Raw genomic sequence first — 22840 nt, forward strand, 5'->3', positions numbered from 1 at the left:
GCCCACTAATTCGCCCTACTCGCCCTTGCGCTCCAGCGCCAGCTGATAGAGCAGATTCTTGCGCGCGCCGGTGATCTGGGCGGCCAGGGCGGCGGCGCGCTTGATCGGCAGCTCGGCCAGCAGGAGATCGAGGATGCGCAGGGTCTCGGCATCGACCTCGGCATCCTCGGGCGCCGCCCAGCCGGCCACCAGCAGCACGCACTCGCCGCGCTGCTGATCCAGATCCGCGCGGATCCAGGCCAGCAGCTCGCCGGCGGGCAGGCCGCGCAGGGTCTCGAAGGTCTTGGTCAATTCGCGACCCAGCACGATGTGCCGTTCAGGCCCGAAGGTGCTCACCATGTCGGCCACGCAATCGTCGAGCCGATGGGGCGCCTCGTAGAAGATCAGGGTGCGCGGGTCTTCGCGCAGGGCCGCCAGCCGCCCCTGCCGGCCCACCGCCTTGGCGGGCAGGAAGCCTTCGAAGCTGAAGCGATCCGAGGGCAGCCCGGCCGCGGAAAGCGCCGCGATCAGCGCGCAGGCGCCCGGTATCGGCGAGACCTTGATGCCCTGGGCGCGCGCTGCCCGTACCAGATGGAAACCTGGATCGGAAATCAGCGGCGTGCCCGCATCGGAGATCAGGGCGACATCGTCCCCCGCCAGCAGCCGGGTGATGAAGCGGCCACCGGCATCGCGCTCGTTGTGGTCGTGGCAGGCCGCGAGGGGCGTCTCGATGCCGAAATGGCGCAGCAGGCGCGCCGAATGACGGGTGTCTTCGGCGGCGATCAGGGCCACGTCGCGCAGCACCTTGAGCGCGCGGGCGGTGATGTCGTCCAGGTTGCCGATGGGCGTGGCAACCACATAAAGAGTACCCGGCGAAATCATGATGAAACCTGACGGACTGGAAATAGCCCAACAGTGTACGCCGCTCTCGCCCTCGGCGTTCGCAGCGCTTGGGTGCTGTGAGACAATCGCCCCCTTTCCAGACATTTGCTCAGGAACCACAGCATGAAGTTCCGCCTGCGTCCGCTGCTCTGCGCCACCGCCTTCGCCCTGCTCGCCGCCTGCAGCAGCTCGCCCGTCAACAATTCCCTCGGCGACCTGCCCCAGCCCAGCCAGGCCAGCATCGAGCAACTGCTGAACCAGGCCGGCTCCAGTCAGTCCGAGCAGGCCAATCTGCTGCGCCTGACCGCCGCCGACAAGGCCTATGCCCAGCAGAACTCCCGCGAAGCGCGGCAGATCCTGGGCTCCATCAATCTCGAAGGCCTCAAGCCGGCCCAGCAGATGTTCGCCCAGACCCTGCTGGCCCAGCTCGACCTGCTCGACAAGCAGCCGGCGCAGGCCGTCAAGCGCTTCGACCATCCGAGTTTCGCCCAGCTGGGCGAATTGCCGGCCCAGCAGCAGATCCGCAGCGGCCTGACCAAGGCCGATGCCCAGGCCGCCAACGGCCAGCCGCTCGCCGCCGCCCAGGAGCGGATCTTTCTCGGTCCGCTGCTGGACGGCGATGCCGCCCACGACAATCGCGAGCAGATCTGGCAACTGATCACCAGCCTGCCGGATGCGCAACTGCGCCAGAGCGTGAAGGACGCCGATCTCAATGGCTGGCTGGCGCTGGCCGCCATCACCCGCGGTAACCTGGCGCTGGATCAGCAGCTGGCCGCCATCGAGGACTGGCAGAAGCAGCACCCCGGCCATCCCGCCGCGCGCAACCTGCCCGATGATCTGGAGCGCCTGAAGACCCTGGCCCGGGAACCGCTCAATCGCGTCGCCCTGCTGCTGCCCCTGCAGGGTCAGCTCGCCGGCGTCTCCCGCGCGCTGCAGGACGGCTTCATGGCCGCCCGCTACGAAGCCCTGGCCGCCGGCCAGAGTGCGCCGACCGTGACCGTCTACGACAGCACCCAGATGGGCTCGCTGGACGCTTTCTACCGCCAGGCCCAGGCCGCCGGTATCCAGTTGGTGGTGGGTCCGCTGGAGAAGAACTTCGTCAAGCAGCTCGGCGATCGCCCGCAGCTGCCGATCAACACCCTGGCGCTGAACTATGGCGACAGCCAGGGCGCTCAGCCGCCGCAACTCTTCCAGTTCGGCCTGGCCGCCGAGGACGAGGCCCGCGAAGCCGCGCGCCGTGCCTGGGCCGATGGCAAGCGCAGTGCCGGCGCCATGGTGCCCCAGGGTGACTGGGGTGCCCGCGTGCTGGCTGCCTTCCAGAACGAGTGGCAGCAACTGGGCGGTCGCCTGGTCGCCGCCGAGCGCATCGGCCAGCCGGTCGAGATCGCCAATCGCATCAGCAGCCTGCTGCAGATGCGCCAGGGCATGGACTTCATCTTCCTCGCCTCGACGCCGGCCCAGGCCCGTCAGATCAAGCCGATCCTGGTCTACCAGAACGCCCGCGATCTGCCGGTGTACGCCACCTCCAACCTCAACAGCGGGGTCAATGAACCCGGCGTGAACCAGGATCTCAACGGCATCCTGTTCTGCGAAACGCCCTGGCTGCTCGACCCGAGCAATCCGCTGCGCGCCAAGATCACCGCCCAGTGGCCCCAGGCCGGCACCAGCATCGGTCGCCTCTACGCCATGGGCGCCGACGCCTACCTGCTGGCGCTGCATCTGCAGCAGCTCAAGGCCCTGCCCAACTCCGAGCTGCCCGGCCTGTCCGGCAACCTGAGCGTGGCGCCCGATCAGCGCGTGGTGCGTCACCTGCCCTGGGCGGAATTCCGCAACGGCGTGGCCCAGCCGCTGCCGGCCAGCAATGCGCCGCTGCCCACCACCAGCGTGCCGGCCTCGCTCAGCACCCCGTGAAGCAGGCGCCGCACCTCCAGCGCGGCCGGCAGGCCGAGGATCGCGCGCTGCAGTTCCTGCAGACGCGCGGTCTGCGCCTGCTAGACCGCAACTGGCGCTGGCAGGGTGGCGAGCTCGATCTGGTCATGCTCGACGGCGATACAGTAGTATTCGTCGAGGTACGCGCCCGCAGGCACACCGCCTGGGGCGGCGCCGCGGAAAGCATAGATGCCCGCAAGCGGCAGCGACTGGTCAACAGCGCCGCCCTCTTTCTGCAATCCGAAGCGCGCTGGGCCAAGCGGCCCTGTCGTTTCGACGTGATCGCGATCGGCCCCGGGGCCGACGCATCCCCTCAGGCACTCGAATGGATCAAACAGGCCTTCGACGCCTGAGGCCCTCTACAGCACAGGTCAAAGATATCGCGATGGACACCCACGCCCGCATCCAGAAACTCTTCCGGGACAGCATCGAAACCAAGCGTCAGGCCATGGAAGTCCTGATTCCGCATATCGATCTGGCCAGCCAGGTCATGGTTGCGGCCCTGCTCAACGAAGGCAAGATTCTCACCTGTGGCAACGGCGGTTCCGCCGGCGATGCCCAGCACTTCTCCTCGGAACTGCTGAATCGCTTCGAGCGCGAGCGTCCCAGCCTGCCGGCCCTGGCCCTGACCACCGACACCTCGACGCTGACCTCCATCGCCAACGACTACAGTTACAACGAGGTGTTCTCCAAGCAGATCCGGGCCCTGGGTCAGCCGGGCGACATCCTCCTGGCCATCTCCACCAGCGGCAACTCGGCCAACGTGATCCAGGCGATCCAGGCCGCCCACGACCGCGAGATGACCGTGGTCGCCCTCACCGGCCGCGACGGCGGTGGCATGGCCTCCCTGCTGCTGCCCGAAGACGTCGAGATCCGCGTGCCGGCCAAGGTCACCGCCCGCATCCAGGAAGTGCACCTGCTGGTGATCCACTGCCTGTGCGACCAGATCGATCAGCAACTGTTTGGAAGCGAAGAATGAAGAAGGCTCCTCTGCTCGCCATCCTGGCGCTGTCCTTTGCGGTCGCCGGCTGCAGCAACGTGGTCACCGCCAGCCGCGACAAGCCCATCGACGACAACCGCGGCACCCGTACCCTGGGCAGCACCGTGGATGATGCCCTGATCGAGACCAAGGCGTCGGTCAACATCTCCAAGGCCAATGCCGATCTCGCCAGCTCGCACATCGTGGTGGTGAGCTACAACGGCGTGGTGCTGATCGCTGGCCAGACGCCGCGGGCCGATCTCAAGGCGCAGGCCGAACAGGCCGTGCGCAGCGTGCAGCGGGTCAAGACCGTGCACAACGAACTGCAGGTGACCGGCAACTCCTCGCTGCTGGCGCGTAGCAACGATTCCTGGCTGACCACCCGCATCAAGACCCAGATGTTCGCCGACGAGGACATCCCCGGTTCGCGCATCAAGGTGGTCACCGAAAACGGCATCGTCTACCTCCTGGGCCTGGTGACCCAGCAGGAAGCCGCCCACGCCGTGCAGCTGATCCAGAGCGTCTCGGGCGTACAGCGCATCGTCAAGCTGTTCGAATACATCAACTGATCGCTATTCGTCGGCCAACAAAAAGCCCCGCCAGTGCGGGGCTTTTTGTTGCTGTGCCAGGCGCCTCAGGCGGCCTGCCACTCGCGCTCGGCTTCGTCACGGGTCTTGACCAGGCGCACCTGGCTGCCTTCCACGGACTGGACCCAGCTCAGCGGGATGTAGTGGTGCTTGCCCTGGGCGTCCTGGTCGCGCTTGGTCAGCTTGATGCGATCGGCGCCTTCCATATGGTCGACGGTGCCTACGTGCTGGCCGTCCGAACCGACGACTTCCGCATGCTCTTTGATCTGGGTTGCATCTACCATGGTCGTTCTCCGGCAGGTTAAGAAAAAGGAGGCGCCTCTCTGAGTGCCTGCAGGATAGGAGGCGCAAGAAGCCGTCTGGGTTCGGCCTGTGCCGACGAAAGGCCATCATGGCGGTCAAAAACCCACGACCCGTGAAGAGGATCCCTCGATGAGCGATGAGCCAAGCAAGCTGACCCGTTCCAAGGAACGCTGGGCCCAGGAGGGCCGTTTCCTCACGGGCCAGGGCGCCCGTCCGGAAAGCGAGCGGTTGCCGCCCGGCCAGCATCGCGTTAGCAACTGGCCGGTCCTGGATCTGGGGGTGCGGCCGGAGGTCAGCCGGGAGCGCTGGCAACTGGCGGTGACCGGCGCAGTGCGCAGGACGCTGCGCTGGAACTGGGAGACCTTCGCGGCGCGGGCGATCAGCCAGGCCGTCAGCGACATGCACTGCGTCACCACCTGGTCACGCTATGACAATCATTGGATCGGCCTGCCGGTAAGCGAATTGCTCGACGAAGTGCAGCCGCGGGACGAGGCGACCCATGTGCTCCTGCACAGCTACGACGGCTACATCACCAACCTGCCTCTTACGGATTTCGCCGTACCGGGTGCCATGCTGGTCCACAGCTGGGAGGGTCAGCCGCTGACCACCGAGCACGGCGGGCCGGTGCGGGCAATGATCCCGCACCTCTATCTGTGGAAGAGCGCCAAATGGCTCAGGCGCATCGACTTCCGGGTCGGCGACACGCCGGGCTTCTGGGAAATGCGCGGCTATCACGACCGCGGCGACCCCTGGCAGGAACAGCGCTACGCCGACGACGCCTGAGGGCGTCTCAACGCGCCGCCGGAGCCAGCTGCAGCTCCACCGGATCGCCGGGATTGAGGCTGCGGATACGGAATTCGTCGCGCGAGAGGCTGAGGATTTCCGTGGGATAGGTGATGCCTTCCTCGATCAGGTTCAGGCCCTTCTCGGTGCGCGTCCAGCGGCCCAGGGAGGGCTGGCTGCTCGGCGAGGCCATCACCAGGGTGCCATCGCTGAGAAAGACGTAGAGCATTCCCGGCTCGATGCTGTTGCTGGTCTTGATCTGCCAGACCTTGTTGACGAAGCCTTCCTGGGCACTGCCCTGCTTGTCGCCACCGCCCTGACCGTAGCCGATCAACCCGGCCACGACACAGAGCGCACCTATCACCAGCACCACCACGCGCCAGTAACGACGCGCCTTGTCTTGCAAACTCATGTCACTCCTTGGGTGTTCTTGAGGCTGGCCAGGTAGGTGCCCAGCGGGGGGCGCTCCTGGAAATAGCCATGCAGTCCGGCAAAGATGGAATCGGCCAGCTGCTTCTGGTGGCGACTGTCGAGTAGGCGTCGGCAATCGCGATCATTGGAAATGAAGCCCGTCTCGACCAGGATCGAGGGGATGTCGGGCGATTTGAGCACAGCGAAGCCCGCCTGCTCCACTCGTTTCTGGTGCAGGTTGGTGATGCTCGACAATTGCCCCAGCACCTTGTGGCCCAGGTCCAGGCTCGACGAGATGGTGGCGTTCATCGACATGTCCAGCAGCACGCCGGCGAGCATGGGGTCGCGGCCCTTGAGAATCTCGTTGGCGCCGATCAGGTCGACGTTGTTCTCGCTGTCGGCCAGGAAGCGCGCCGTGGTGGAGGTCGCGCCCCGCTCCGACAGGGCATAGACCGAGGCACCGTAGGCGGTGCGGCGTGGCGCGGCATCGGCATGCACCGAGACGAACATGTCGGCGTTGTAGCTGCGGGCAACCTCGACGCGCTTGCGCAGCGGCACGAAGAAGTCGTCGTTGCGCACCAGCTTGGCCTTGAAGCCCTTCTGCAGATTGATCCGCCGCGCCAGATTCTGCGCCACGATCAGGGCGATGTCCTTTTCCCGATCACCGCGCGCGCTCAGCGCTCCCGGGTCCTTGCCGCCGTGACCGGCATCGACCACCACCATGATGTCGCGACCCGTGGCCAGGCCCTTGCCGCGCTTGACCTCCAGCGGCGGCTCGGCGTCGACCGGCTTGCGCGCAGCCACCGCCGGCGCCCCGGCCCGCTTGAGATCCAGCACCAGGCGATTGGCCGCGCCTTCGCCCGGACCGAGGATGAAGCTCTCCACCTCCACCGGATGGGCCAGTTCCAGCACCACCCGGGTGTCCTGGGCGCCGTAGTGGGCGCTGCGCACGGCGCGCACCGGCGACCCCTGCAGGGCGAGATGATTGAGTACCGCCGGCGCCTGGGTATCGGCGAGATCGAGAATGATGCGGTCCGGCGCGACCAGGGTGAAGGTCTTGTAGCGGACCGGCCCGGTGAGATCGAACACCAGGCGGAGCTTGTCGGCATCCTGCCAGGCCCGGGCACTCTTGAGTTGCTGCCGGGCGGCGAACGCCGGCAACCCGACGGGCAAGGTCATGCCAGCCAGGATCAGATTGAGCAGACGACGGCGATTCATGAGGTCCTCGCGAGAAACGAGAAACGGCTGGGAAGTTACAACATAACGCTAAAGATCGCCTGCCGCCCGGCCCCTGTCAACTGCCGTTCGGACAAAATAATCCTTAAAAAACGGGGGCATAGCGTTCGTTTGCAGAATCAGCTTTAGATACAGTCACTTGCCGTCGCCAGTGGGTGATCCGTCAAAGCGGCAAACGGCGAGAAGTGCGACGGAGAGCGAATTTATCGGCGCCGCCATCGTCGAAGTGTCAGGCACTTCCGCCTTTGAAGGGATCACACCATGAACAAGAAGATTGCAGTCGCGACCGCCCTGCTGGCTGGCACCGTGCTGGCGGGCTGCGCCTCGGTAAAGAACACCGCCGACTACACCGTGGGCCGCGTCGAATTTCGCGAGCAACCCCTGGTGAAGCAGGTGGACAAGGGCATGAGCAAGGCTGACGTGCTGCGCATCGGCGGTACCCCGTCGAGCACCTATACCCGCAAGTACCGCCCCGGCACCTGCAACAACTATGTGCTCAACAAGGACGGCAAGGAGCAGGTCTATTCGATCGGCTTCGATAGCATGAACCGCGTCGACAGCAAGGACTTCGAAACCTGCGAAAGCGCCGACCGCGCCTGAGCCGGGCACTGACCGGCCAGCCAGGCCGGGTGTCCTGAAGGACGCTGGCGGCGTCTGATGGACAGGATGGGCGAGCGGCAGCACCATGGGCCCTCGCCATCCCCGACCGCTGCGCCAACCTCCTGCACTGTGGATCGACGCAGGCGCGGCCAGCGCCGCCAGGCTCTACCCATCGTTCCAAGGAATTCAGGCATGTCCAGACGTCACCTCATACTCACAGCTGCGGTGCTTTCCCTGACTGGCTGCGGTGGCTATGACTACAGTTGCGATGCGGCCAAGACCGCCGAGCTGGTCCGTCAGCAATACGCCCAGACCATCAACGAGATCTATGCGGACGACATCGCCGCCGGCCAGCCCGCGCTGGAAGCCGGCCAGGTCTCGCTGGTCGACATCAAGACCCAGGAAGAACCCTCGGACAGCGGCGAAGCGGGCTTCTATACCTGCAACGCGACCGTCGAGGCCACCTGGCCCAAGGCCGCCCTCGAACGCCTGGCGCCAGCCGCCGCCCAGCTCGCCAGCGTCGGCGCCATCCTCGAGAACGGTCACCTGCGCCATGCGCTGAGCTACGAATCCTCGCTGGAAGGCAGCGACCAGCAGCGCGTCGACATCACCCTGCCCGAAGCCGTGGACCTGAGTCTCAAGACCCTGGCCGGCCAGGAGCCCATGGACGAATACCTGGAAGACGCCCCCGACGGCGAACAGGAAGCGCCCTAGGCCTTGCCTGAAAAGTGCCTGCGCTCGGTCATGCGGCGTTAAAAATCTGTTCGGAATGCTCATTTACCATTTGTAAACTCCGCTTCCTCACAGATTTTTGCCTTGCAGGACCTTCGCTCGGCGACTTTCAGTCAAGTCCTTCCCCTTAGACGCCGGCCTGCTGTGCAGTGCTGGCGCCCGGGTGTATGATCCAGACTCCCCTCCGCCAGCATCCTCCGGCGGGTTCGTGAGCCCTGGCACCCCCTGTGGAGATCCCGCATGGCGTTGCCGCCCTCCGGCCCGGCAACCGTCACTCCGCGTTTGCACCGTGCCTCGTCTGCGCTCACGATGACCAGAACCGTGATCTAGAAAGCCGCCTCGGAGAGACGCTTCATGCCTGACTATCGCTCGAAAACCTCCACCCAGGGCCGCAACATGGCTGGCGCCCGGGCGCTCTGGCGCGCCACCGGGATGAAGGACGAAGACTTCAAGAAGCCCATCATCGCCATCGCCAACTCCTTTACCCAGTTCGTGCCGGGCCACGTCCACCTCAAGGATCTCGGCCAGCTGGTCGCCCGCGAGATCGAGAAGGCCGGCGGCGTGGCCAAGGAATTCAACACCATCGCCGTGGACGATGGCATCGCCATGGGCCACGACGGCATGCTCTATTCGCTGCCCAGTCGCGAGATCATCGCCGACGCCGTGGAATACATGGTCAATGCTCACTGCGCCGATGCCCTGGTGTGCATCTCCAACTGCGACAAGATCACCCCCGGCATGCTGATGGCCGCCCTGCGCCTGAACATCCCGGTGGTCTTCGTTTCCGGCGGTCCCATGGAAGCCGGCAAGACCAAGCTGGCCAGTCACGGCCTGGACCTGGTGGACGCCATGGTCATCGCCGCCGACAGTTCGGCCAGCGACGAGAAGGTCGCCGAATACGAACGCAGCGCCTGCCCCACCTGTGGCAGTTGCTCGGGCATGTTCACCGCCAACTCCATGAACTGCCTGGTCGAGGCCCTCGGCCTGGCCCTGCCCGGCAACGGCTCGACCCTGGCCACCCACGCCGACCGCAAGGAGCTGTTCCTGCAGGCCGGCCGCACCATCGTCGAGCTGTGCCGCCGCTACTACCAGGAGAACGATGAGTCGGCGCTGCCGCGCAACATCGCCTCCTATGCGGCCTTCGAGAACGCCATGACCCTGGACATCGCCATGGGGGGCTCGACTAACACCATCCTGCACCTGCTGGCCGCGGCCCAGGAAGCCGAGGTGGACTTCGACCTGCGCAACATCGATGCCCTGTCGCGCAAGGTGCCGCAGCTGTGCAAGGTGGCGCCGAACATCCAGAAGTACCACATGGAAGACGTGCACCGCGCCGGGGGCATCTTCAGCATCCTGGGCGAACTGGCCCGTGGCGGTCTGCTGCATACCGACCTGCCCACCGTGCACAGCCGGACCCTGGGCGAAGCCATCGAGCACTGGGACATTACCCTGACCCAGGACGAGGCGGTGAAGACCTTCTTCCGCGCCGGTCCGGCCGGCATCCCGACCCAGGAAGCCTTCAGCCAGGCGACCCGCTATGACAGCCTGGACGACGATCGCGCCGAGGGCTGCATCCGCTCGGTCGCCCATGCCTATTCCCAGGAAGGCGGCCTGGCGGTGCTCTACGGCAACATCGCCCTGGACGGCTGCGTGGTGAAGACCGCCGGCGTGGATGAATCCATCCATGTGTTCGAAGGCAATGCCAAGGTGTTCGAGAGCCAGGACGCCGCCGTGCGTGGCATCCTCGCCGACGAGGTCAAGGCCGGCGACATCGTCATCATCCGCTACGAAGGGCCCAAGGGCGGCCCGGGCATGCAGGAGATGCTCTACCCCACCAGCTACCTGAAGTCCAAGGGCCTGGGCAAGCAGTGCGCCCTGCTCACCGACGGCCGCTTCTCCGGCGGCACCTCGGGCCTGTCGATCGGCCATGCCTCGCCGGAAGCGGCAGCGGGTGGCGCCATCGGCCTGGTGCGCGACGGCGACAAGGTGCTCATCGACATCCCCCAGCGCAGCATCAACCTGCTGGTGAGCGACGAAGAGCTGTCCCACCGCCGCATCGAGCAGGACAAGCTAGGCTGGAAGCCGGCACAACCCCGTGCCCGCCGCGTGACCACCGCACTCAAGGCCTACGCCCTGCTGGCCACCAGCGCCGACAAGGGTGGCGTGCGCGACAAGGCCCTGCTGGGCTGATTCGCGCCCTCCGGGCGACGGCATCCGTCGTCGCCCGGACGCTCCGCCCCACCTTCCCTCCTGCTCTCCCGCTCTATTCCGCCCTTCCGCTTGCGCTCCTTTCTCTGCGCTTCGCCTATGGCTTCTTCAGCAGGAGCAGTCCTCGCCATGACCCCATTCCAGAGGGGTTCCACAGTTGCTTGGCTTGCTATTTTTGTAGAAGCACAGCTTGTGATTCAGCTCACACATCGCTGTAATCGAGCCGCTAGGCCGTTGAGTGATCAAAGGCTACCCTCCGTCTGCCGCTGAATTGATTCAGCGATAAGTTTGTAGTCAGGTTGGGTTCCAATGGTCACACCTATGTCGATCTTCCGCGGGAGCACGGCGGGTCAGGTGCAGGCCAGGCACTGAGTTACACAACAACAATAAATAGGGAACATAAATGAATAAGAAAAAGGCTATGCCCTTGGCCAGGGTTTCGGTCGCGTCCTTGATGAGCACTCTTCTGCTGATTCCTGCGGCTAACGCCCTGGAAACCACCGGTTACTTCCGTACCGGCCTCGGTGATTCCTCCGGTTCCGACTCCATGCGCTGCTTCAAGCTGCAGGGTGCCCAGTCCAAGTACCGTCTGGGCAACGAGTGCGAGCAGTACGGCGAGCTGGCGCTGAAGCAGAATGTCTTCAATCTGGACGACGGCTCGGCAATCGGCGTCTATGGCATGGGCAGCTTCTTCAACAGGTACGATCGCACCCCGACCTTCAATGGCGACAACGGCGAGATCCGCGCGGTCCAGGCCTATGCCTACTGGAACAACATCGCCGCGCTGAACGGCGGCAACCTCTGGGCCGGTCGCCGTTACTACAAGCGTAACGATATCCACATCTCCGACTTCTTTTACTGGAACCAGAGCGCCACCGGCGGTGGTATCGAGGACGTCAACATCGGCGGCCTCAAGTACAGCCTGGCCTTCTCGCGCAAGGACAACCAGAACCAGAAGGACTTCCAGAACCGCATCGACTTCAACGTCGCCGGCTTCAACACCAACCCCAATGGCTCGCTGGAAATCGGCGTCAGCTACCTGGACAAGCCCAGCAACCAGCCCAATGCCAACAGTGGTGTCGCGGTGACGCTGCAGCACAAGCAGGCCAACTTCATGGGCTGGGGTGGCGTGAACACCTTTGCCGTGCAGCGCGGCCAGGGTCCGGGCACCGCCCTGGGCAGCACCGGCGATCCCACCCTGAGCAGCGCCGACGTCTCCTATCGCGTCGTCGACTATTTCGACTGGCAGATCAGTCGCTACTGGGGTGGCCAGATCGCCGCGGTCTACCAGAAGGACGAGCGTCCCAATGGCAACGACCTGCGCTGGACCTCGCTGGGTGGCCGTCTGGTCTACGGCATCACCGACCAGTTCAAGTTCTCCACCGAACTGGGTCATGACCAGGTGCAGGCTCCCGGCGGCACCCGCAAGCTGACCAAGCTGACCCTGGCACCCACCTGGTCGCCCAAGGGTCCGGAATTCAAGTCGCGTCCCGAATTCCGCCTGTTTTACACCTATGCCGCCTGGAACCGGGCAGCCCAGCAGGCGGCCGATGAATTCGACGCCGGCTCCGCGCTGTCGAGCACCGGTACCTTCGGCAACGATCTGCACGGCTCCAACGTCGGCTTCCAGATCGAGCAGTGGTGGTAACAGCTCCACGGCGACCGACGCGCTGTCGGTCGCCTTCCCGTCTCTGAACCCGAGCGCACAACAATGAAAAGAACCGTCTCCCTCGCGTCCTTCGCCGGTTGCCTGTTGGCCGCCGCCCTGGCCAGTGGCACCGCCCAGGCAGCCCCCGTGTCCGCCTGCCTCATCACCAAGACCGATACCAATCCCTTCTTCGTGAAGATGAAGGAAGGTGCCACCGCCAAGGCCAAGGAGCTGGGGGTGACGCTCAAGGCCTACGCCGGCAAGATCGACGGCGACAGCGAAAGCCAGGTGGCCGCCATCGAGACCTGCATCGCCGATGGCGCCAAGGGCATCCTCATCACCGCCTCCGACACCAAGGGCATCGTGCCCAATCTGCAGAAGGCCCGCGAAGCCGGCCTGCTGGTGATCGCCCTGGATACTCCGCTGGATCCGGTGAGCGCCGCCGACATGACCTTCGCCACCGACAACCTGCTGGCCGGCAAGCTGATCGGCCAATGGGCGCGGGAAACCCTGGGTGACAAGGCCAAGGACGCGCGGGTGGCCTTTCTCGACCTGAACGCCTCCCAGCCCTCGGTGGACGTCCTGCGCGACCAGGGCTTCATGCTCGGCTTCGGCATCGACCCCAAGGATCAGAGCCGCATCGGCGACGAGACCGATCCGCGCATCGTCGGCCACGACGTGACCAACGGCAACGAAGAAGGCGGCCGCGCCGCGATGGAGAATCTGCTGCAGAAGGATCCGACCATCAACGTGGTGCACACCATCAATGAGCCGGCCGCCGCCGGCGCCTACGAGGCGCTCAAGGCCGTGGGTCGCGAGAAGGACGTGCTGATCGTGTCCATCGACGGCGGTTGCCCGGGCGTGCACAACGTCGCCGACGGCGTCATCGGCGCCACCTCCCAGCAGTACCCGCTGCAGATGGCGGCCCTGGGCATCGAGGCGATCAAGACCTTTGCCGACACCGGCAAGAAGCCGACCCCGACAGAGGGCAAGAGCTTCGTCGACACCGGCGTGAAGCTGGTGACGGACAAGCCGGTCCCCGGCATCCAGTCCATCGACAGCAAGACCGCCCTGCAGAAATGCTGGGGCTGATGGCCCCTCGTCTACGCTAGAGGAGACCGATCGCCCCGCCTGAGCCCTCCGGGTCCGGGTGCGGGCGATCGACTCTCGGCCGCTTTCCCGCTTTCAGGAGATTGCCATGAGCGATCCGACCTCACCCTCTCCGTCCGGCCAGCCCTTCGAACAGGTGCTCAAGCACAGCGCCACGGAGGTCGCCTCCTTCGCCCGTGACGAGCGCAGCCCGCTGGTCAAATTCCGTCACTTCCTGCATTCACGCCCCTCGGCGGTCTCGCTGCTGGTGCTGCTGCTGTCGCTGGGCATCTTTGGCGCCCTCCTGGGCGGCAAGTTCTTTTCCGCCTTCGCCCTCACCCTGATCCTGCAGCAGGTCGCCATCACCGGCATCGTCGGCGCGGCCCAGACCCTGGTGGTGGTCACCGCCGGCATCGATCTCTCGGTGGGCGCCATCATGGTGCTGTCCTCGGTGGTCATGGGCCAGTTCACCTTCCGCTACGGCCTGCCGGTGGAGCTGTCGATCCTCTGCGGCCTGGCGGTGGGCACCCTGTGCGGCATGGCCAACGGCTGGCTGATCGCCCGCATCAAGCTGCCACCCTTCATCGTCACCCTGGGCATGTGGCAGATCGTGCTCGCGGCCAACTTCCTCTATTCGCGCAACGAGACCATCCGCGCCCAGGAAATCGGCGCGACCGCGCCGCTGCTGCAGGTGTTCGGCGACAATTTCCGCCTGGGCGGCGCGGTCTTCACCTATGGCGTGATCGCCCTGGTGGTGCTGGTCGCCCTGCTCTGGTACGTGCTCAACCACACCGCCTGGGGGCGCCATCTCTATGCGGTGGGCGACGATCCCGAGGCCGCGGCGCTGGCCGGGGTCAACGTCCGCCGCATGCTGATCACCGTGTACGGGCTGTCCGGACTCATCTGCGCCTTCGCCGGCTGGGTGCTGATCGGCCGCATCGGCTCGGTCTCGCCCACCGCCGGGCAGTTCGCCAACATCGAGTCCATCACCGCCGTGGTGATCGGCGGCATCTCGCTGTTCGGCGGCCGCGGCTCCATCCTCGGCATGCTGTTCGGCGCCCTGATCGTCGGCGTCTTCGCCCTCGGCCTGCGGCTGCTGGGCACCGACGTACAGTGGACCTATCTGCTGATCGGCACGCTCATCATCGCGGCCGTGGCTATCGACCAATGGATCAGAAAGGCGGCCAGCTGATGACTACCGAACCCCTGCTCATGGCCCGTGGCCTGGTGAAGCGCTATGGCCGCGTCACCGCCCTCGACCACGCCGACTTCGACCTGCTGCCCGGCGAGATCCTCGCCGTGATCGGCGACAACGGCGCCGGCAAGTCCTCGCTGATCAAGGCCATCTCCGGTGCCCTGCGGCCCGATGAAGGCGAGATCCGCTTCGAGGGCCAGCCGGTGCAGTTCGCCTCGCCCATCGCGGCGCGGCGGGCCGGCATCGAGACGGTCTACCAGAACCTGGCGCTGTCGCCGGCGCTGTCCATCGCCGACAACCTCTTCCTGGGTCGCGAATTGCGCAAGCCGGGGCTGCTGGGCACCCTCTGCCGCACCCTGGACCGCAAGGAAATGGAGCGCATCGCCCGGGAAAAGCTGTCCGAACTGGGATTGATGACCATCCAGAACATCAACCAGGCGGTGGAGACCCTGTCCGGTGGTCAGCGCCAGGGCGTGGCCGTGGCGCGGGCGGCGGCCTTCGGTTCCAAGGTGATCATCCTCGACGAACCCACGGCGGCGCTGGGGGTGAAGGAATCGCGCAAGGTGCTGGAGCTGATCCTCGACGTGCGCGCCCGCGGCATCGCCATCGTGCTGATCTCCCACAACATGCCTCATGTGTTCGAGATCGCCGATCGCATCCACATCCATCGCCTGGGTCGCCGCCTGACGGTGATCGATCCGCGCCAGCACTCCATGGCCGACGCCGTGGCGCTGATGACCGGCGCTCAGACGGTCGCCGCCTAGGCAGGCCTGACCCCGGGTCTCCCCGGCCACGGCCGACTGGGAGACCCGCGGCCGGCCCGAGCTCCGCTGATCCGGCTCCACAGGAAAAACCTGACTGGCCGCTCAAGTTATCTCCGGCAGGCACCGATAAAGTCGGACAATTAATTGTTGGAGTCATCCCGCCGTGCCTGCCTTGTCGTTGAAACAGAAACTCTCGTTGTCTGCCACCGCGGCCGTCCTGGTCGTGGGGGTGGGTCTCACCGCCATCAACTTCTTCAATACCCGCACGGCGCTGGAAGCCTCTACGGTCGAGCAGCTGAAGACCGTCAGCTTCGTCTTCAACGGCGGGGTTCGCCAGTGGCTGGACGGCAAGGCCGCGGCGCTGGGCGCCCTGGCTGCCGACACCCCGGACGCCCAGCTCCCGGCCAACCTCAATCAGGTCAAGAACTCCGGCGCCTTCGACAACGTCTTCTATGCCCGCGGCGATGGCAGCCAGGTCAATGCCAATGGTGTCCAGTTGCCGCCGGACAACAACGATCCGCGCCAGTGGCTCTGGTACCAGCAGGCGCAGCAGAATCCCGGCAAGGTGTTCTTTTCCATTCCCACCGTGGCGGCGGCGACCAAGCAGAACGTGCTGTCGCTGGGCTGGGCCCTGCAGTCGGCGGGCAAGACCACCGCGATCCTTGGCGCGGACGTCAGCATCAGCGACATCCTCGACCAGCTCAAGCGCGTGCAACTGCCGGGCGCCGGCAGTGCCGTGCTGGTCAACGGCCAGAACATCGTCCTGGGCCACGAAGACGCCGCCCTGCTGGCCAAGCCGATCACCGAGCTCTTTCCCCAGCTCGACGCGGACACCCTCCAGCGCCTGGCCCAGGCACCCGGCGAGCGCTATGTGGAAACCCCGGCCGGCCAGCGGCTCTATGCCGCGCCCATGAATCACCATGGCGAAACCCTGGTGATGATCGTCGACAGTGGCGTGCTCATGGCGCCGCTGCAACGCCAGCTGTGGATCAGCCTCGCCATCCTGGCCGTGGTGCTGGGGGGCTCGCTGCTGCTCATCAACCTGCTGTGCAGCTATCTGCTCCGGCCGCTGGGCGTGGTCTCGACCGGTCTGCAGGTGATCGCCGACGGCCAGGGCGATCTGACCCGCCGTATCGCCGTGCAGAGCACCGATGAGGTCGGCGGATTGGCCGGCCATTTCAACCAGTTCGTGGCCAGTCTGCACGGCCTGATCGGCGGCGTGCGCCAGCATGCCCAGAGCGTGGACGCCGAATCGCAGAAGGTCCTGCAGCGCAGCGCCGCGGCCACCCGGGAACTGGGGCGCCTGCAGCAGGAGATCACCCTGGTGGCCACGGCCGTGACGGAGATGTCTTCCGCCACCCAGGAGATCGCCCGCAATGCCGAGCAGACCGCCGAGGCCATCCGCCAGTCTTCCGACAGCACCGCCCAGGGGCTGACCCTGGTGCAGACCAGCAAGGAATCCATCAACAGCCTGGCGCGGGAAGTGGATGACGCCACCCGGGTGATCGGCGAGCTGGACCACCACTCCCAGGCCATCGCCAAGGTGCTGGACAGCATCCAGAGCATCGCCGAGCAGACCAACCTGCTGGCGCTCAACGCGGCCATCGAGGCGGCCCGCGCCGGCGAGCATGGCCGGGGCTTCGCGGTGGTCGCCGACGAGGTGCGGACACTGTCGCAACGGACCCAGGCCTCGACCCGGGAGATCAACGAGACCATCGGCACCCTGCAGCAGATGACCCGCCAGGCGGTGCAGCGCATGGACAGCAGCATGGCCATCGCCGAGCGCAGCGTCGCCGACGTGGAACGCGCCTCCAGCGCCCTGGAAGAGATCGCCCAGAGTGCCGGCGTTATCTCCGAGATGTCCCTGCAGATCGCCACCGCGGCCGAGGAGCAGACCTCGGTCACCGAGGAGATCACCCGCAATGTCATCACCATCAAGGGCCTCGGCGACACCCTGGCCAGCGGCGCCGAGGACTCGGAGCGCCAGTCGCGCTCGCTGCAGCATCACGCCGCCGACCTCAATCGCGACGTGGCCCGCTTCATCCTCTAAACCATAAGGGACACAGCCGGCCGCCAGGCCGCCGGCTGTGTCCCGGTCGAAGACCCTGCGCCGCGGGGCGGGCATCCGGTAAGATCGGCGCTTTTTCCGCGACGACTCCGCCCATGTCCCAACCCTCCCGCTCCGAACTGCTCTATGGTCCCCAGGACCGACCGCGCCCGCTGATCGCCCTCCTGGCCGCCATCCAGCACCTGCTGGCGATCATCGTGCCCATCGTCACCCCCGGTCTGCTGATCTGTCAGGCCCTGGGCGTCTCGCCGCGCGACACCAACCTGATCGTCTCCATGTCGCTGGTGATCTCGGGCATCGCCACCTTCGTCCAGTGTCGTCGCTTCGGGCCCTTCGGCGCCGGGCTGCTGATCGTCCAGGGCACCAGCTTCAACTTCGTCGGTCCGCTGATCGCCGGTGGCGCCCTGATGGTCAAGAACGGCACCCCGGTGGAAGCCGTAATGGCGGCCATCTTCGGCGTGGTGATGGCCGGCTCCTTCGTCGAGATGGGTGTGTCGCGGGTGCTGCCCTTCGTCAAGCGCCTCATCACTCCGCTGGTGACCGGCATCGTGGTGCTGATGATCGGCCTGACGCTGATCAAGGTCGGTCTGATCAGCATGGGCGGCGGCTTCGCGGCCCTGGGCAACGGCACCTTCGCCAATGGCGAGAACCTGCTGCTGTCGGGCACCGTACTGGCCACCATCGTGGTGCTCAATCGCATTCCGCTGCGCGCCCTGCGGAGCAGCGCCATCGTCGTCGCCCTGCTGCTGGGCTATGCCCTGGCGGCCTGGCTCGGCCGGCTGAACTTCACCGGCATGCACGAGGCTACCTGGGTGCAGATCCCCCTGCCGCTGCACTTCGGCCTGGGCTTTTCCTGGTCGCTGTTCGTGCCACTGCTGGTGATCTACCTGGTCACCTCGCTGGAGGCCATCGGCGACATCACCGCCACCAGCAAGGTCTCCCGCGAACCCGTGGAAGGCCCGCTGTGGATGCAGCGGATCAAGGGCGGGGTGCTGGTCAACGGCGCCAACTCGCTGCTGGCCGGGCTGTTCAACACCTTTCCCAGCTCGGTGTTCGCCCAGAACAACGGGGTGATCCAGCTGACCGGCATCGCCAGTCGCCATGTCGGCCTGTGGATCGCCGCCATCCTGGTCCTGCTGGGGCTGTTCCCGGCGGTGGCCGGGGTGATCCAGGCGGTGCCCGAGCCGGTACTCGGCGGCGCGGCCATGGTGATGTTCGGCGCGGTCGCCGCCTCGGGGATCAACATCCTCGCCGGCGTCGAGCTGGATCGACGCGCGCTGCTGATCATCGCCGTGTCCCTGGCCCTGGGCCTGGGCATCTCCCAGGTGCCGGAATTTCTCGCCCATATGCCGGCCGGCCTGAGGGCGGTGCTGGAATCCGGCGTCGCCACCGGCGGCCTGTGCGCCCTGCTGATGAACTGGTTCCTGCCGGAGACGCCAAAAGCCGCTGGCTAGACCAGGCTTTTTCATCCGCGGGCTGAAGTTCCGCGCCGGGGTGCCGATAAGCCTGGCAAGTCACCTGTGGGCTTGCCGCGATCGTCGTTTCGAGCGTGGGCGACCCACCCAGCAGAGCGCCCATGATCAGCCCGGATGTTCCTGTCGTTAAGGTCCCGCTGCGCGAATATGCCGTCCTGGCGCGTGCCATGGGCGCCACCGTCTTTGCCCAGAATCTCGAAAAGCAGCCGGGCGAGCTGGTCGGCTGGCGCTTTCCCAAGGGCTGCTTCGTGCAGAAGGCGCATTTCCAGAGCCTGCTGGGCCGCCAGCCGGAGACCCTCTAGGCGTTGCCTTCCAGCGCCGCGAGCAGGCGCTGCGCCGCGACCAGTTCGGTCTCGTTGAAGACGGCGACGCCGGCGCGTTTCAGCGCCGCCGCCGTGACCCCCTCGCCCGCCACGCGGGTGCCGCTGAAGCTGCCATCGTAGTTTTCCAGATTGCCGCAGGACGGACTGCGCGCCTTGAGCACCGCCAGGCGGATGCCATGCCGCGCGATCAGTTCGAGGGCGGCCTCGGCACCGGCGACAAAGGCAGTGGTCACGTCTTCGCCGCCCACGGTCACCACCGCTACCCGGCCGTCCAGCACGGCGCCGCCCTGGCCACCGGGAATCTCCGCGGGCGGACGTGGCGTGGGTAGGCCCCCGGCCACCTCCGGACAGAGGGGCACGATGCGCCCTTCCGACTGCCAGACGCCCAGCAGATCGAAGGGGCCATGGGCGCCGCCGTCATAGCGCACCCGATGCCCCAGCAGGCAGCGACTCACCAGTATCTTTTCCATACGCCCTCCGCGTCCGTCGCCAGTCTACCCCTAGCACTGCAGCGGATTCTCGCCACGGCGGCGGAACCAGCCGGTCAGCGACAGCCGCTCGCGGGTGGCCGGCAGCACCTCGTGGGGCAATTGGCCGGACAGGAAGCACACCAGGCTGCCGCCCAGCGGCAGGACATCCTGGTGGCGCTGCTCGTCCAGATAGAGCCGCAGCTCGCCGCCCTGCTCCGGCAACCAGGCGTCGTTGAGATAGAGCACCAGGGAGACCATGCGGCGGTCGTCGTCGCGGAAGCGATCCAGGTGGCGGGCATAGAAGGCACCCGGCGGATAGAGGGCGAAGTGGCTTTCGTAGTCTTCCAGCCCCAGGAACAGGGTGCGGTTGAAGGCCTCGCGCAGGGTGTCCATGAGCTGCAGGTAGCGCTGCACGCCGGGATGCTCATCATCCGGCTCCAGCCAGGCGATATGATCGCCGCGGACGCCTTCGCGGATCAGCGGGCTTTCGCCACGGCCGATACCGGCGCGCTCCAGCTCGCCGCGGGCATGGCGCAAGCGGCATTCGGCGGCCAGTTCGGCGGTGAGGTCCAGGGGCAGGAAGATGCTCTGCCGCGACCAGCCGTGCTCGGCGAGATCGTCGACGATACGTTGCAGCAGGGGATGCTCGGGATGCAGAGCCATCGGGAAAACCGTAGCGGACCGGGCCAGGCCGGCGGGATGCCGAGTGTAAGAGAAGTCGGCCACGGCTGCGCGCCTGCCTTGACCAGGCGACGAATGCCCGGGATGAGCGCCTCGACAGCCAGCCTGGGGTTGCCGACAATGGCGGACTTTCCGGCTCCGTGCCGCTGCCCGAGGTGTCCATGCGCGTTCTGTTCGCTTCCCTGCTTTTCGCCATCAGCCTGCCCGTCCTGGCCGACGATACGGTCAGCCTCTATCAGGCCGCAGGTTGGCCCGAGCAGCGCGGACACTTCCGCGACGCCCTGCAGGCCGCCCAGCAGCGCTACCAGAACAGCCTGCCGCCGGCGCTCTATCAGAGCCTGGTGGACAACAGCAACAAGCGCTACACCGCCGCGGCCATTGACCAGCGCGCCCTGGCCGCGCTGCGCCAGAGCTTGCCGGCCGACGGCCCGGCCCTGCAGTTCTTCCAGTCGCCGGTGGGCCGCAAGGTGGTCGCCGCGGAGATCGCCGCCACCCGCAGCGACCAGCTGGCCAAGAACGCCAACGGCGTGCCGCAGATGCAGGCCAGCCCGGCCCGCCGCGCCCAGGCCAAGCGCCTGGCCACCGCCCTGCCCGTGCGTGAAGCCGGGGCCGAGGTTAGCGTGGCCTTGGCAGGCCTCGCCGCCGACAGCCTGAGTTCGATGCTGCCGGGGCTGATGGGTCAGCAGCAGTCCGGCGGCATGATCGAGCAGCAGCGTCAGAGATTCATCCAGCAGATGAATGCCGGCGACCTGGAGAACACCCTGCTCTATGTCTATCGCACCCTGAACGACAGCGAACTCGGCCAGTTCGCCGACTTCGCCAGTTCGGCCAATGGCAGCGCCTACTACCGCGCCGCCGTGGCGGCCCTGCGCGCCGGTCTGGGCGGCGGCGGCCAGTAGGACGGCTCAGGCGAGACGGTCGTCCAGCCAGCGGAAATAGCGCTGGCGCAGGGCTGCGGTCTCGTTGACCAGATGGTGCCGCGCTTCCGGCAGGCGCAGCACCTCGGGCCGCGCGAACTTGGCCTCCAGCACCCCCAGGTTGTGCCGCCAGTCGACGGTGAAATCCTGCTCGCCCTGGATCACCAGCGGGCGGCGGGAGCTGGCCGGTGCCCCCTCCAGTTGCGGAATCCAGCGCGCCAGGGCGCCGACCCATTGCGCGGGTAGCTCGCGTGGCTGCAGGCCGTCCTGCTGCAGGAATTCGAGAAAGGCCGGATCCCCGGAATTCACCGAGAAGCGCCGCGGCAGGGCGCGCACGAAGGGCTTCACCAGCCGATAGGTCCACAACCCCTGGCGCCAGGCATGGGGCCTGACCAGGGGCGCCAGCAGGATCGTCTCGCCCAGTTCGGGAGCGGGCTCACCGCGCAGCAGATAGTCCAGCAGGATGGCGCCGCCGGTGCTCTGGCCGAGCAGGTGCCAGGGCCGCGGCAGGTCCAGGCGCCGCGCCTCGGCGATCAGGGCCGCCAGGGCGGTCTGGTATTCGGCGAAGTCGTTGATGCTGGCGCGGGCCCCGCTCGACAGGCCATGCCCGGGCAGGTCGCAGGCCAGCACCGCCAGCTGCCGCGACAGCGCCCAGTCCACCACGTGGCCATAGAGGCCCATGTGATCGTAGTAGCCGTGCAGCAGCAGCAGGCTGCCCCGCGGCTCGCGCGGCCACCAACCCTGCACGGCGAGCTGGTAGCCGCCGGCGGCCAGCGCGCCCAAGGCCACGGTCAGCTGCGGCCGCGCGTGGCTGTCCGCGAGGCGGTAATGGGCGCGATAGCCCTGGTGGTCGAGATCCGGCGGCAGGTCGTGGCGCAGGGGCACCAAGGCTTGGCGCAGTCGGTCTAGATCGAAGAGAGGGGTCATGGGTCGGTTCAGTCTGAAGTAGCCACCATGATCAGCGTCCGGACAGCCGTGGGACAAGCGTCTGCCAGCAGACTTTTCCAATTGTTTCAAAATGCGCAACTCTCCCCTGCGCAAAGGTGTCTGAATATTTCACTGCCTAGGCAGTATTCTGGATACGCTTGATTGCCTGGGCAGATACTGCAATGTCACATTTCGACCGTAGCAATTTTCCGCTGCGCAATTCCGTAGGCCATTTGATCCACCTCGCGAACCAGTACAAGGATCGCGTGCTGGACAGTCACCTCGCGCCCTACGACATCACCGCTGCCCAATTCAAGGTGCTGTTGCTGCTCGCCCGCGACCAGACCGACACCCCGGCCGAACTCAGCCGCTGCCTGTCCCTCGACAGCGGCGCCATGACCCGCATGCTCGATCGCCTGGAAGCGAAGGGCTTGCTGCGCCGCGTACGCAGCCTCAGCGACCGCCGCCAGGTACGCCTGGAACTGACCGAACAGGGTCAGGCCCTGAGCAGTGAACTCATGCAGATCGGCGTGGACGCGCTCAACGACCTGACCCACTGCCTGGATCGCCAGGAACTGGATGACCTCGAACGCCTGCTGCGCCGCCTGCTCAGCCCCTCCGGCCTGCTGCCGGAGACCTCTGGAGACCTCTGAC

Annotated in this window: 24 protein-coding genes and 1 pseudogene; 18 read left to right on the forward strand and 7 right to left on the reverse strand. The window is 66.4% G+C overall.

Annotated elements, in window-relative coordinates:
- Positions 1 to 15 precede the first annotated feature (15 nt).
- The gene (gene rsmI, locus PSEK12I1_RS0104360; protein WP_051399084.1) at positions 16 to 861 is read right to left on the reverse strand and encodes a 16S rRNA (cytidine(1402)-2'-O)-methyltransferase; all 846 of its coding nucleotides are present in this window, start codon (positions 859 to 861) and stop codon (positions 16 to 18) included.
- Between the two features lie 123 nt (positions 862 to 984).
- Between rsmI and PSEK12I1_RS0104365 the strand changes: the two genes are divergently transcribed.
- Genes PSEK12I1_RS0104365 through PSEK12I1_RS0104380 form a run of 4 tightly spaced genes read left to right on the forward strand, consistent with a single transcriptional unit; the run spans position 985 to position 4338 of the window.
- Positions 985 to 2772 carry a penicillin-binding protein activator gene (locus PSEK12I1_RS0104365; protein ID WP_027600789.1) on the forward strand — a complete coding sequence of 596 codons (1788 nt, stop codon included), beginning with the start codon at positions 985 to 987 and terminating at the stop codon, positions 2770 to 2772.
- Complete coding sequence (locus PSEK12I1_RS0104370; protein WP_007162066.1) at positions 2769 to 3143, forward strand: YraN family protein; 375 nt, start codon at positions 2769 to 2771, stop codon at positions 3141 to 3143. The genes PSEK12I1_RS0104365 and PSEK12I1_RS0104370 overlap by 4 nt, the downstream gene beginning before the upstream one ends.
- Positions 3144 to 3175: 32 nt before the next feature.
- Positions 3176 to 3769, forward strand: a complete 594-nt coding sequence (locus PSEK12I1_RS0104375; protein WP_007162067.1) for a phosphoheptose isomerase — start codon at positions 3176 to 3178, stop codon at positions 3767 to 3769.
- Positions 3766 to 4338 (forward strand): BON domain-containing protein, encoded by a 573-nt coding sequence (locus PSEK12I1_RS0104380; protein WP_007162068.1) that lies wholly within the window; start codon positions 3766 to 3768, stop codon positions 4336 to 4338. Before PSEK12I1_RS0104375 ends, PSEK12I1_RS0104380 begins: the two co-directional genes overlap by 4 nt.
- A 65-nt stretch (positions 4339 to 4403) precedes the next feature.
- Here the strand turns inward: PSEK12I1_RS0104380 and PSEK12I1_RS0104385 are convergent, their stop codons facing one another.
- Entirely contained in the window at positions 4404 to 4640 is a 237-nt protein-coding gene (locus PSEK12I1_RS0104385) for a DUF2171 domain-containing protein (RefSeq protein ID WP_027600263.1), read from the reverse strand.
- Between the two features lie 148 nt (positions 4641 to 4788).
- On the opposite strand from PSEK12I1_RS0104385, the gene PSEK12I1_RS0104390 reads away from it, so the two are divergent.
- Entirely contained in the window at positions 4789 to 5442 is a 654-nt protein-coding gene (locus PSEK12I1_RS0104390) for a sulfite oxidase-like oxidoreductase (protein ID WP_027600790.1), read from the forward strand.
- A gap of 7 nt (positions 5443 to 5449) precedes the next feature.
- Here the strand turns inward: PSEK12I1_RS0104390 and PSEK12I1_RS0104395 are convergent, their stop codons facing one another.
- Both PSEK12I1_RS0104395 and PSEK12I1_RS0104400 read right to left on the reverse strand, forming a co-directional pair.
- Positions 5450 to 5854 (reverse strand): hypothetical protein, encoded by a 405-nt coding sequence (locus tag PSEK12I1_RS0104395; protein ID WP_007162071.1) that lies wholly within the window; start codon positions 5852 to 5854, stop codon positions 5450 to 5452.
- Positions 5851 to 7071 carry an N-acetylmuramoyl-L-alanine amidase gene (locus tag PSEK12I1_RS0104400; protein WP_027600791.1) on the reverse strand — a complete coding sequence of 407 codons (1221 nt, stop codon included), beginning with the start codon at positions 7069 to 7071 and terminating at the stop codon, positions 5851 to 5853. Before PSEK12I1_RS0104400 ends, PSEK12I1_RS0104395 begins: the two co-directional genes overlap by 4 nt.
- A gap of 279 nt (positions 7072 to 7350) precedes the next feature.
- On the opposite strand from PSEK12I1_RS0104400, the gene osmE reads away from it, so the two are divergent.
- The 11 genes and pseudogenes from osmE to PSEK12I1_RS0104450 all read left to right on the forward strand — a co-directional run bounded on the left by osmE (position 7351) and on the right by PSEK12I1_RS0104450 (position 19170).
- A complete protein-coding gene (gene osmE / locus PSEK12I1_RS0104405) occupies positions 7351 to 7689 on the forward strand; it encodes an osmotically-inducible lipoprotein OsmE (RefSeq protein ID WP_007162073.1) in 339 nt (112 codons plus the stop codon).
- A gap of 192 nt (positions 7690 to 7881) precedes the next feature.
- Positions 7882 to 8403 carry a hypothetical protein gene (locus tag PSEK12I1_RS0104410; RefSeq protein WP_007162074.1) on the forward strand — a complete coding sequence of 174 codons (522 nt, stop codon included), beginning with the start codon at positions 7882 to 7884 and terminating at the stop codon, positions 8401 to 8403.
- Between the two features lie 372 nt (positions 8404 to 8775).
- Entirely contained in the window at positions 8776 to 10611 is a 1836-nt protein-coding gene (ilvD, locus tag PSEK12I1_RS0104415; protein WP_027600792.1) for a dihydroxy-acid dehydratase, read from the forward strand.
- 472 nt (positions 10612 to 11083) lie between these two features.
- On the forward strand, positions 11084 to 12277 hold the full coding sequence (locus tag PSEK12I1_RS0104420) for a carbohydrate porin (RefSeq protein ID WP_037006708.1): 1194 nt from the start codon (positions 11084 to 11086) through the stop codon (positions 12275 to 12277).
- 63 nt (positions 12278 to 12340) lie between these two features.
- Positions 12341 to 13369: a sugar ABC transporter substrate-binding protein gene (locus PSEK12I1_RS0104425; RefSeq protein WP_007162077.1), complete on the forward strand. Its 1029-nt coding sequence runs from the start codon at positions 12341 to 12343 to the stop codon at positions 13367 to 13369.
- Positions 13370 to 13475: 106 nt separating this feature from the next.
- Positions 13476 to 14558: an ABC transporter permease gene (locus tag PSEK12I1_RS0104430; RefSeq protein ID WP_007162078.1), complete on the forward strand. Its 1083-nt coding sequence runs from the start codon at positions 13476 to 13478 to the stop codon at positions 14556 to 14558.
- The gene (locus PSEK12I1_RS0104435; protein WP_042137188.1) at positions 14558 to 15325 is read left to right on the forward strand and encodes an ATP-binding cassette domain-containing protein; all 768 of its coding nucleotides are present in this window, start codon (positions 14558 to 14560) and stop codon (positions 15323 to 15325) included. Before PSEK12I1_RS0104430 ends, PSEK12I1_RS0104435 begins: the two co-directional genes overlap by 1 nt.
- 229 nt (positions 15326 to 15554) lie before the next feature.
- Positions 15555 to 16517, forward strand: a pseudogene (locus PSEK12I1_RS25200) (cache domain-containing protein); the annotation flags it as partial.
- Between the two features lie 144 nt (positions 16518 to 16661).
- Positions 16662 to 17375 (forward strand): methyl-accepting chemotaxis protein, encoded by a 714-nt coding sequence (locus PSEK12I1_RS25205; RefSeq protein WP_371099673.1) that lies wholly within the window; start codon positions 16662 to 16664, stop codon positions 17373 to 17375.
- A gap of 113 nt (positions 17376 to 17488) precedes the next feature.
- Positions 17489 to 18847, forward strand: a complete 1359-nt coding sequence (locus PSEK12I1_RS0104445; RefSeq protein WP_027600795.1) for a nucleobase:cation symporter-2 family protein — start codon at positions 17489 to 17491, stop codon at positions 18845 to 18847.
- Positions 18848 to 18969: 122 nt separating this feature from the next.
- The gene (locus tag PSEK12I1_RS0104450) at positions 18970 to 19170 is read left to right on the forward strand and encodes a hypothetical protein (protein WP_007162082.1); all 201 of its coding nucleotides are present in this window, start codon (positions 18970 to 18972) and stop codon (positions 19168 to 19170) included.
- Here the strand turns inward: PSEK12I1_RS0104450 and PSEK12I1_RS0104455 are convergent.
- Positions 19167 to 19661, reverse strand: a complete 495-nt coding sequence (locus tag PSEK12I1_RS0104455; protein ID WP_027600796.1) for a DUF523 domain-containing protein — start codon at positions 19659 to 19661, stop codon at positions 19167 to 19169. The two genes, PSEK12I1_RS0104450 and PSEK12I1_RS0104455, sit on opposite strands and share 4 nt — an antisense overlap.
- A gap of 30 nt (positions 19662 to 19691) precedes the next feature.
- Positions 19692 to 20324, reverse strand: a complete 633-nt coding sequence (locus PSEK12I1_RS0104460) for a 2OG-Fe(II) oxygenase (RefSeq protein ID WP_027600797.1) — start codon at positions 20322 to 20324, stop codon at positions 19692 to 19694.
- Positions 20325 to 20503: 179 nt separating this feature from the next.
- Between PSEK12I1_RS0104460 and PSEK12I1_RS0104465 the strand changes: the two genes are divergently transcribed.
- Positions 20504 to 21241 carry a DUF2059 domain-containing protein gene (locus PSEK12I1_RS0104465; protein ID WP_007162085.1) on the forward strand — a complete coding sequence of 246 codons (738 nt, stop codon included), beginning with the start codon at positions 20504 to 20506 and terminating at the stop codon, positions 21239 to 21241.
- A 6-nt stretch (positions 21242 to 21247) separates the two neighbouring features.
- Here the strand turns inward: PSEK12I1_RS0104465 and PSEK12I1_RS0104470 are convergent, their stop codons facing one another.
- The gene (locus PSEK12I1_RS0104470; RefSeq protein WP_027600798.1) at positions 21248 to 22186 is read right to left on the reverse strand and encodes an alpha/beta hydrolase; all 939 of its coding nucleotides are present in this window, start codon (positions 22184 to 22186) and stop codon (positions 21248 to 21250) included.
- Positions 22187 to 22368: 182 nt separating this feature from the next.
- Between PSEK12I1_RS0104470 and PSEK12I1_RS0104475 the strand changes: the two genes are divergently transcribed.
- A complete protein-coding gene (locus PSEK12I1_RS0104475; protein WP_007162087.1) occupies positions 22369 to 22839 on the forward strand; it encodes a MarR family transcriptional regulator in 471 nt (156 codons plus the stop codon).
- The last annotated feature ends 1 nt before the right edge of the window (position 22840 follow it).

The sequence above is a fragment of the Pseudomonas sp. MOIL14HWK12:I1 genome (assembly GCF_000510705.1).
Classification (GTDB): domain Bacteria; phylum Pseudomonadota; class Gammaproteobacteria; order Pseudomonadales; family Pseudomonadaceae; genus Chryseomonas; species Chryseomonas oryzihabitans.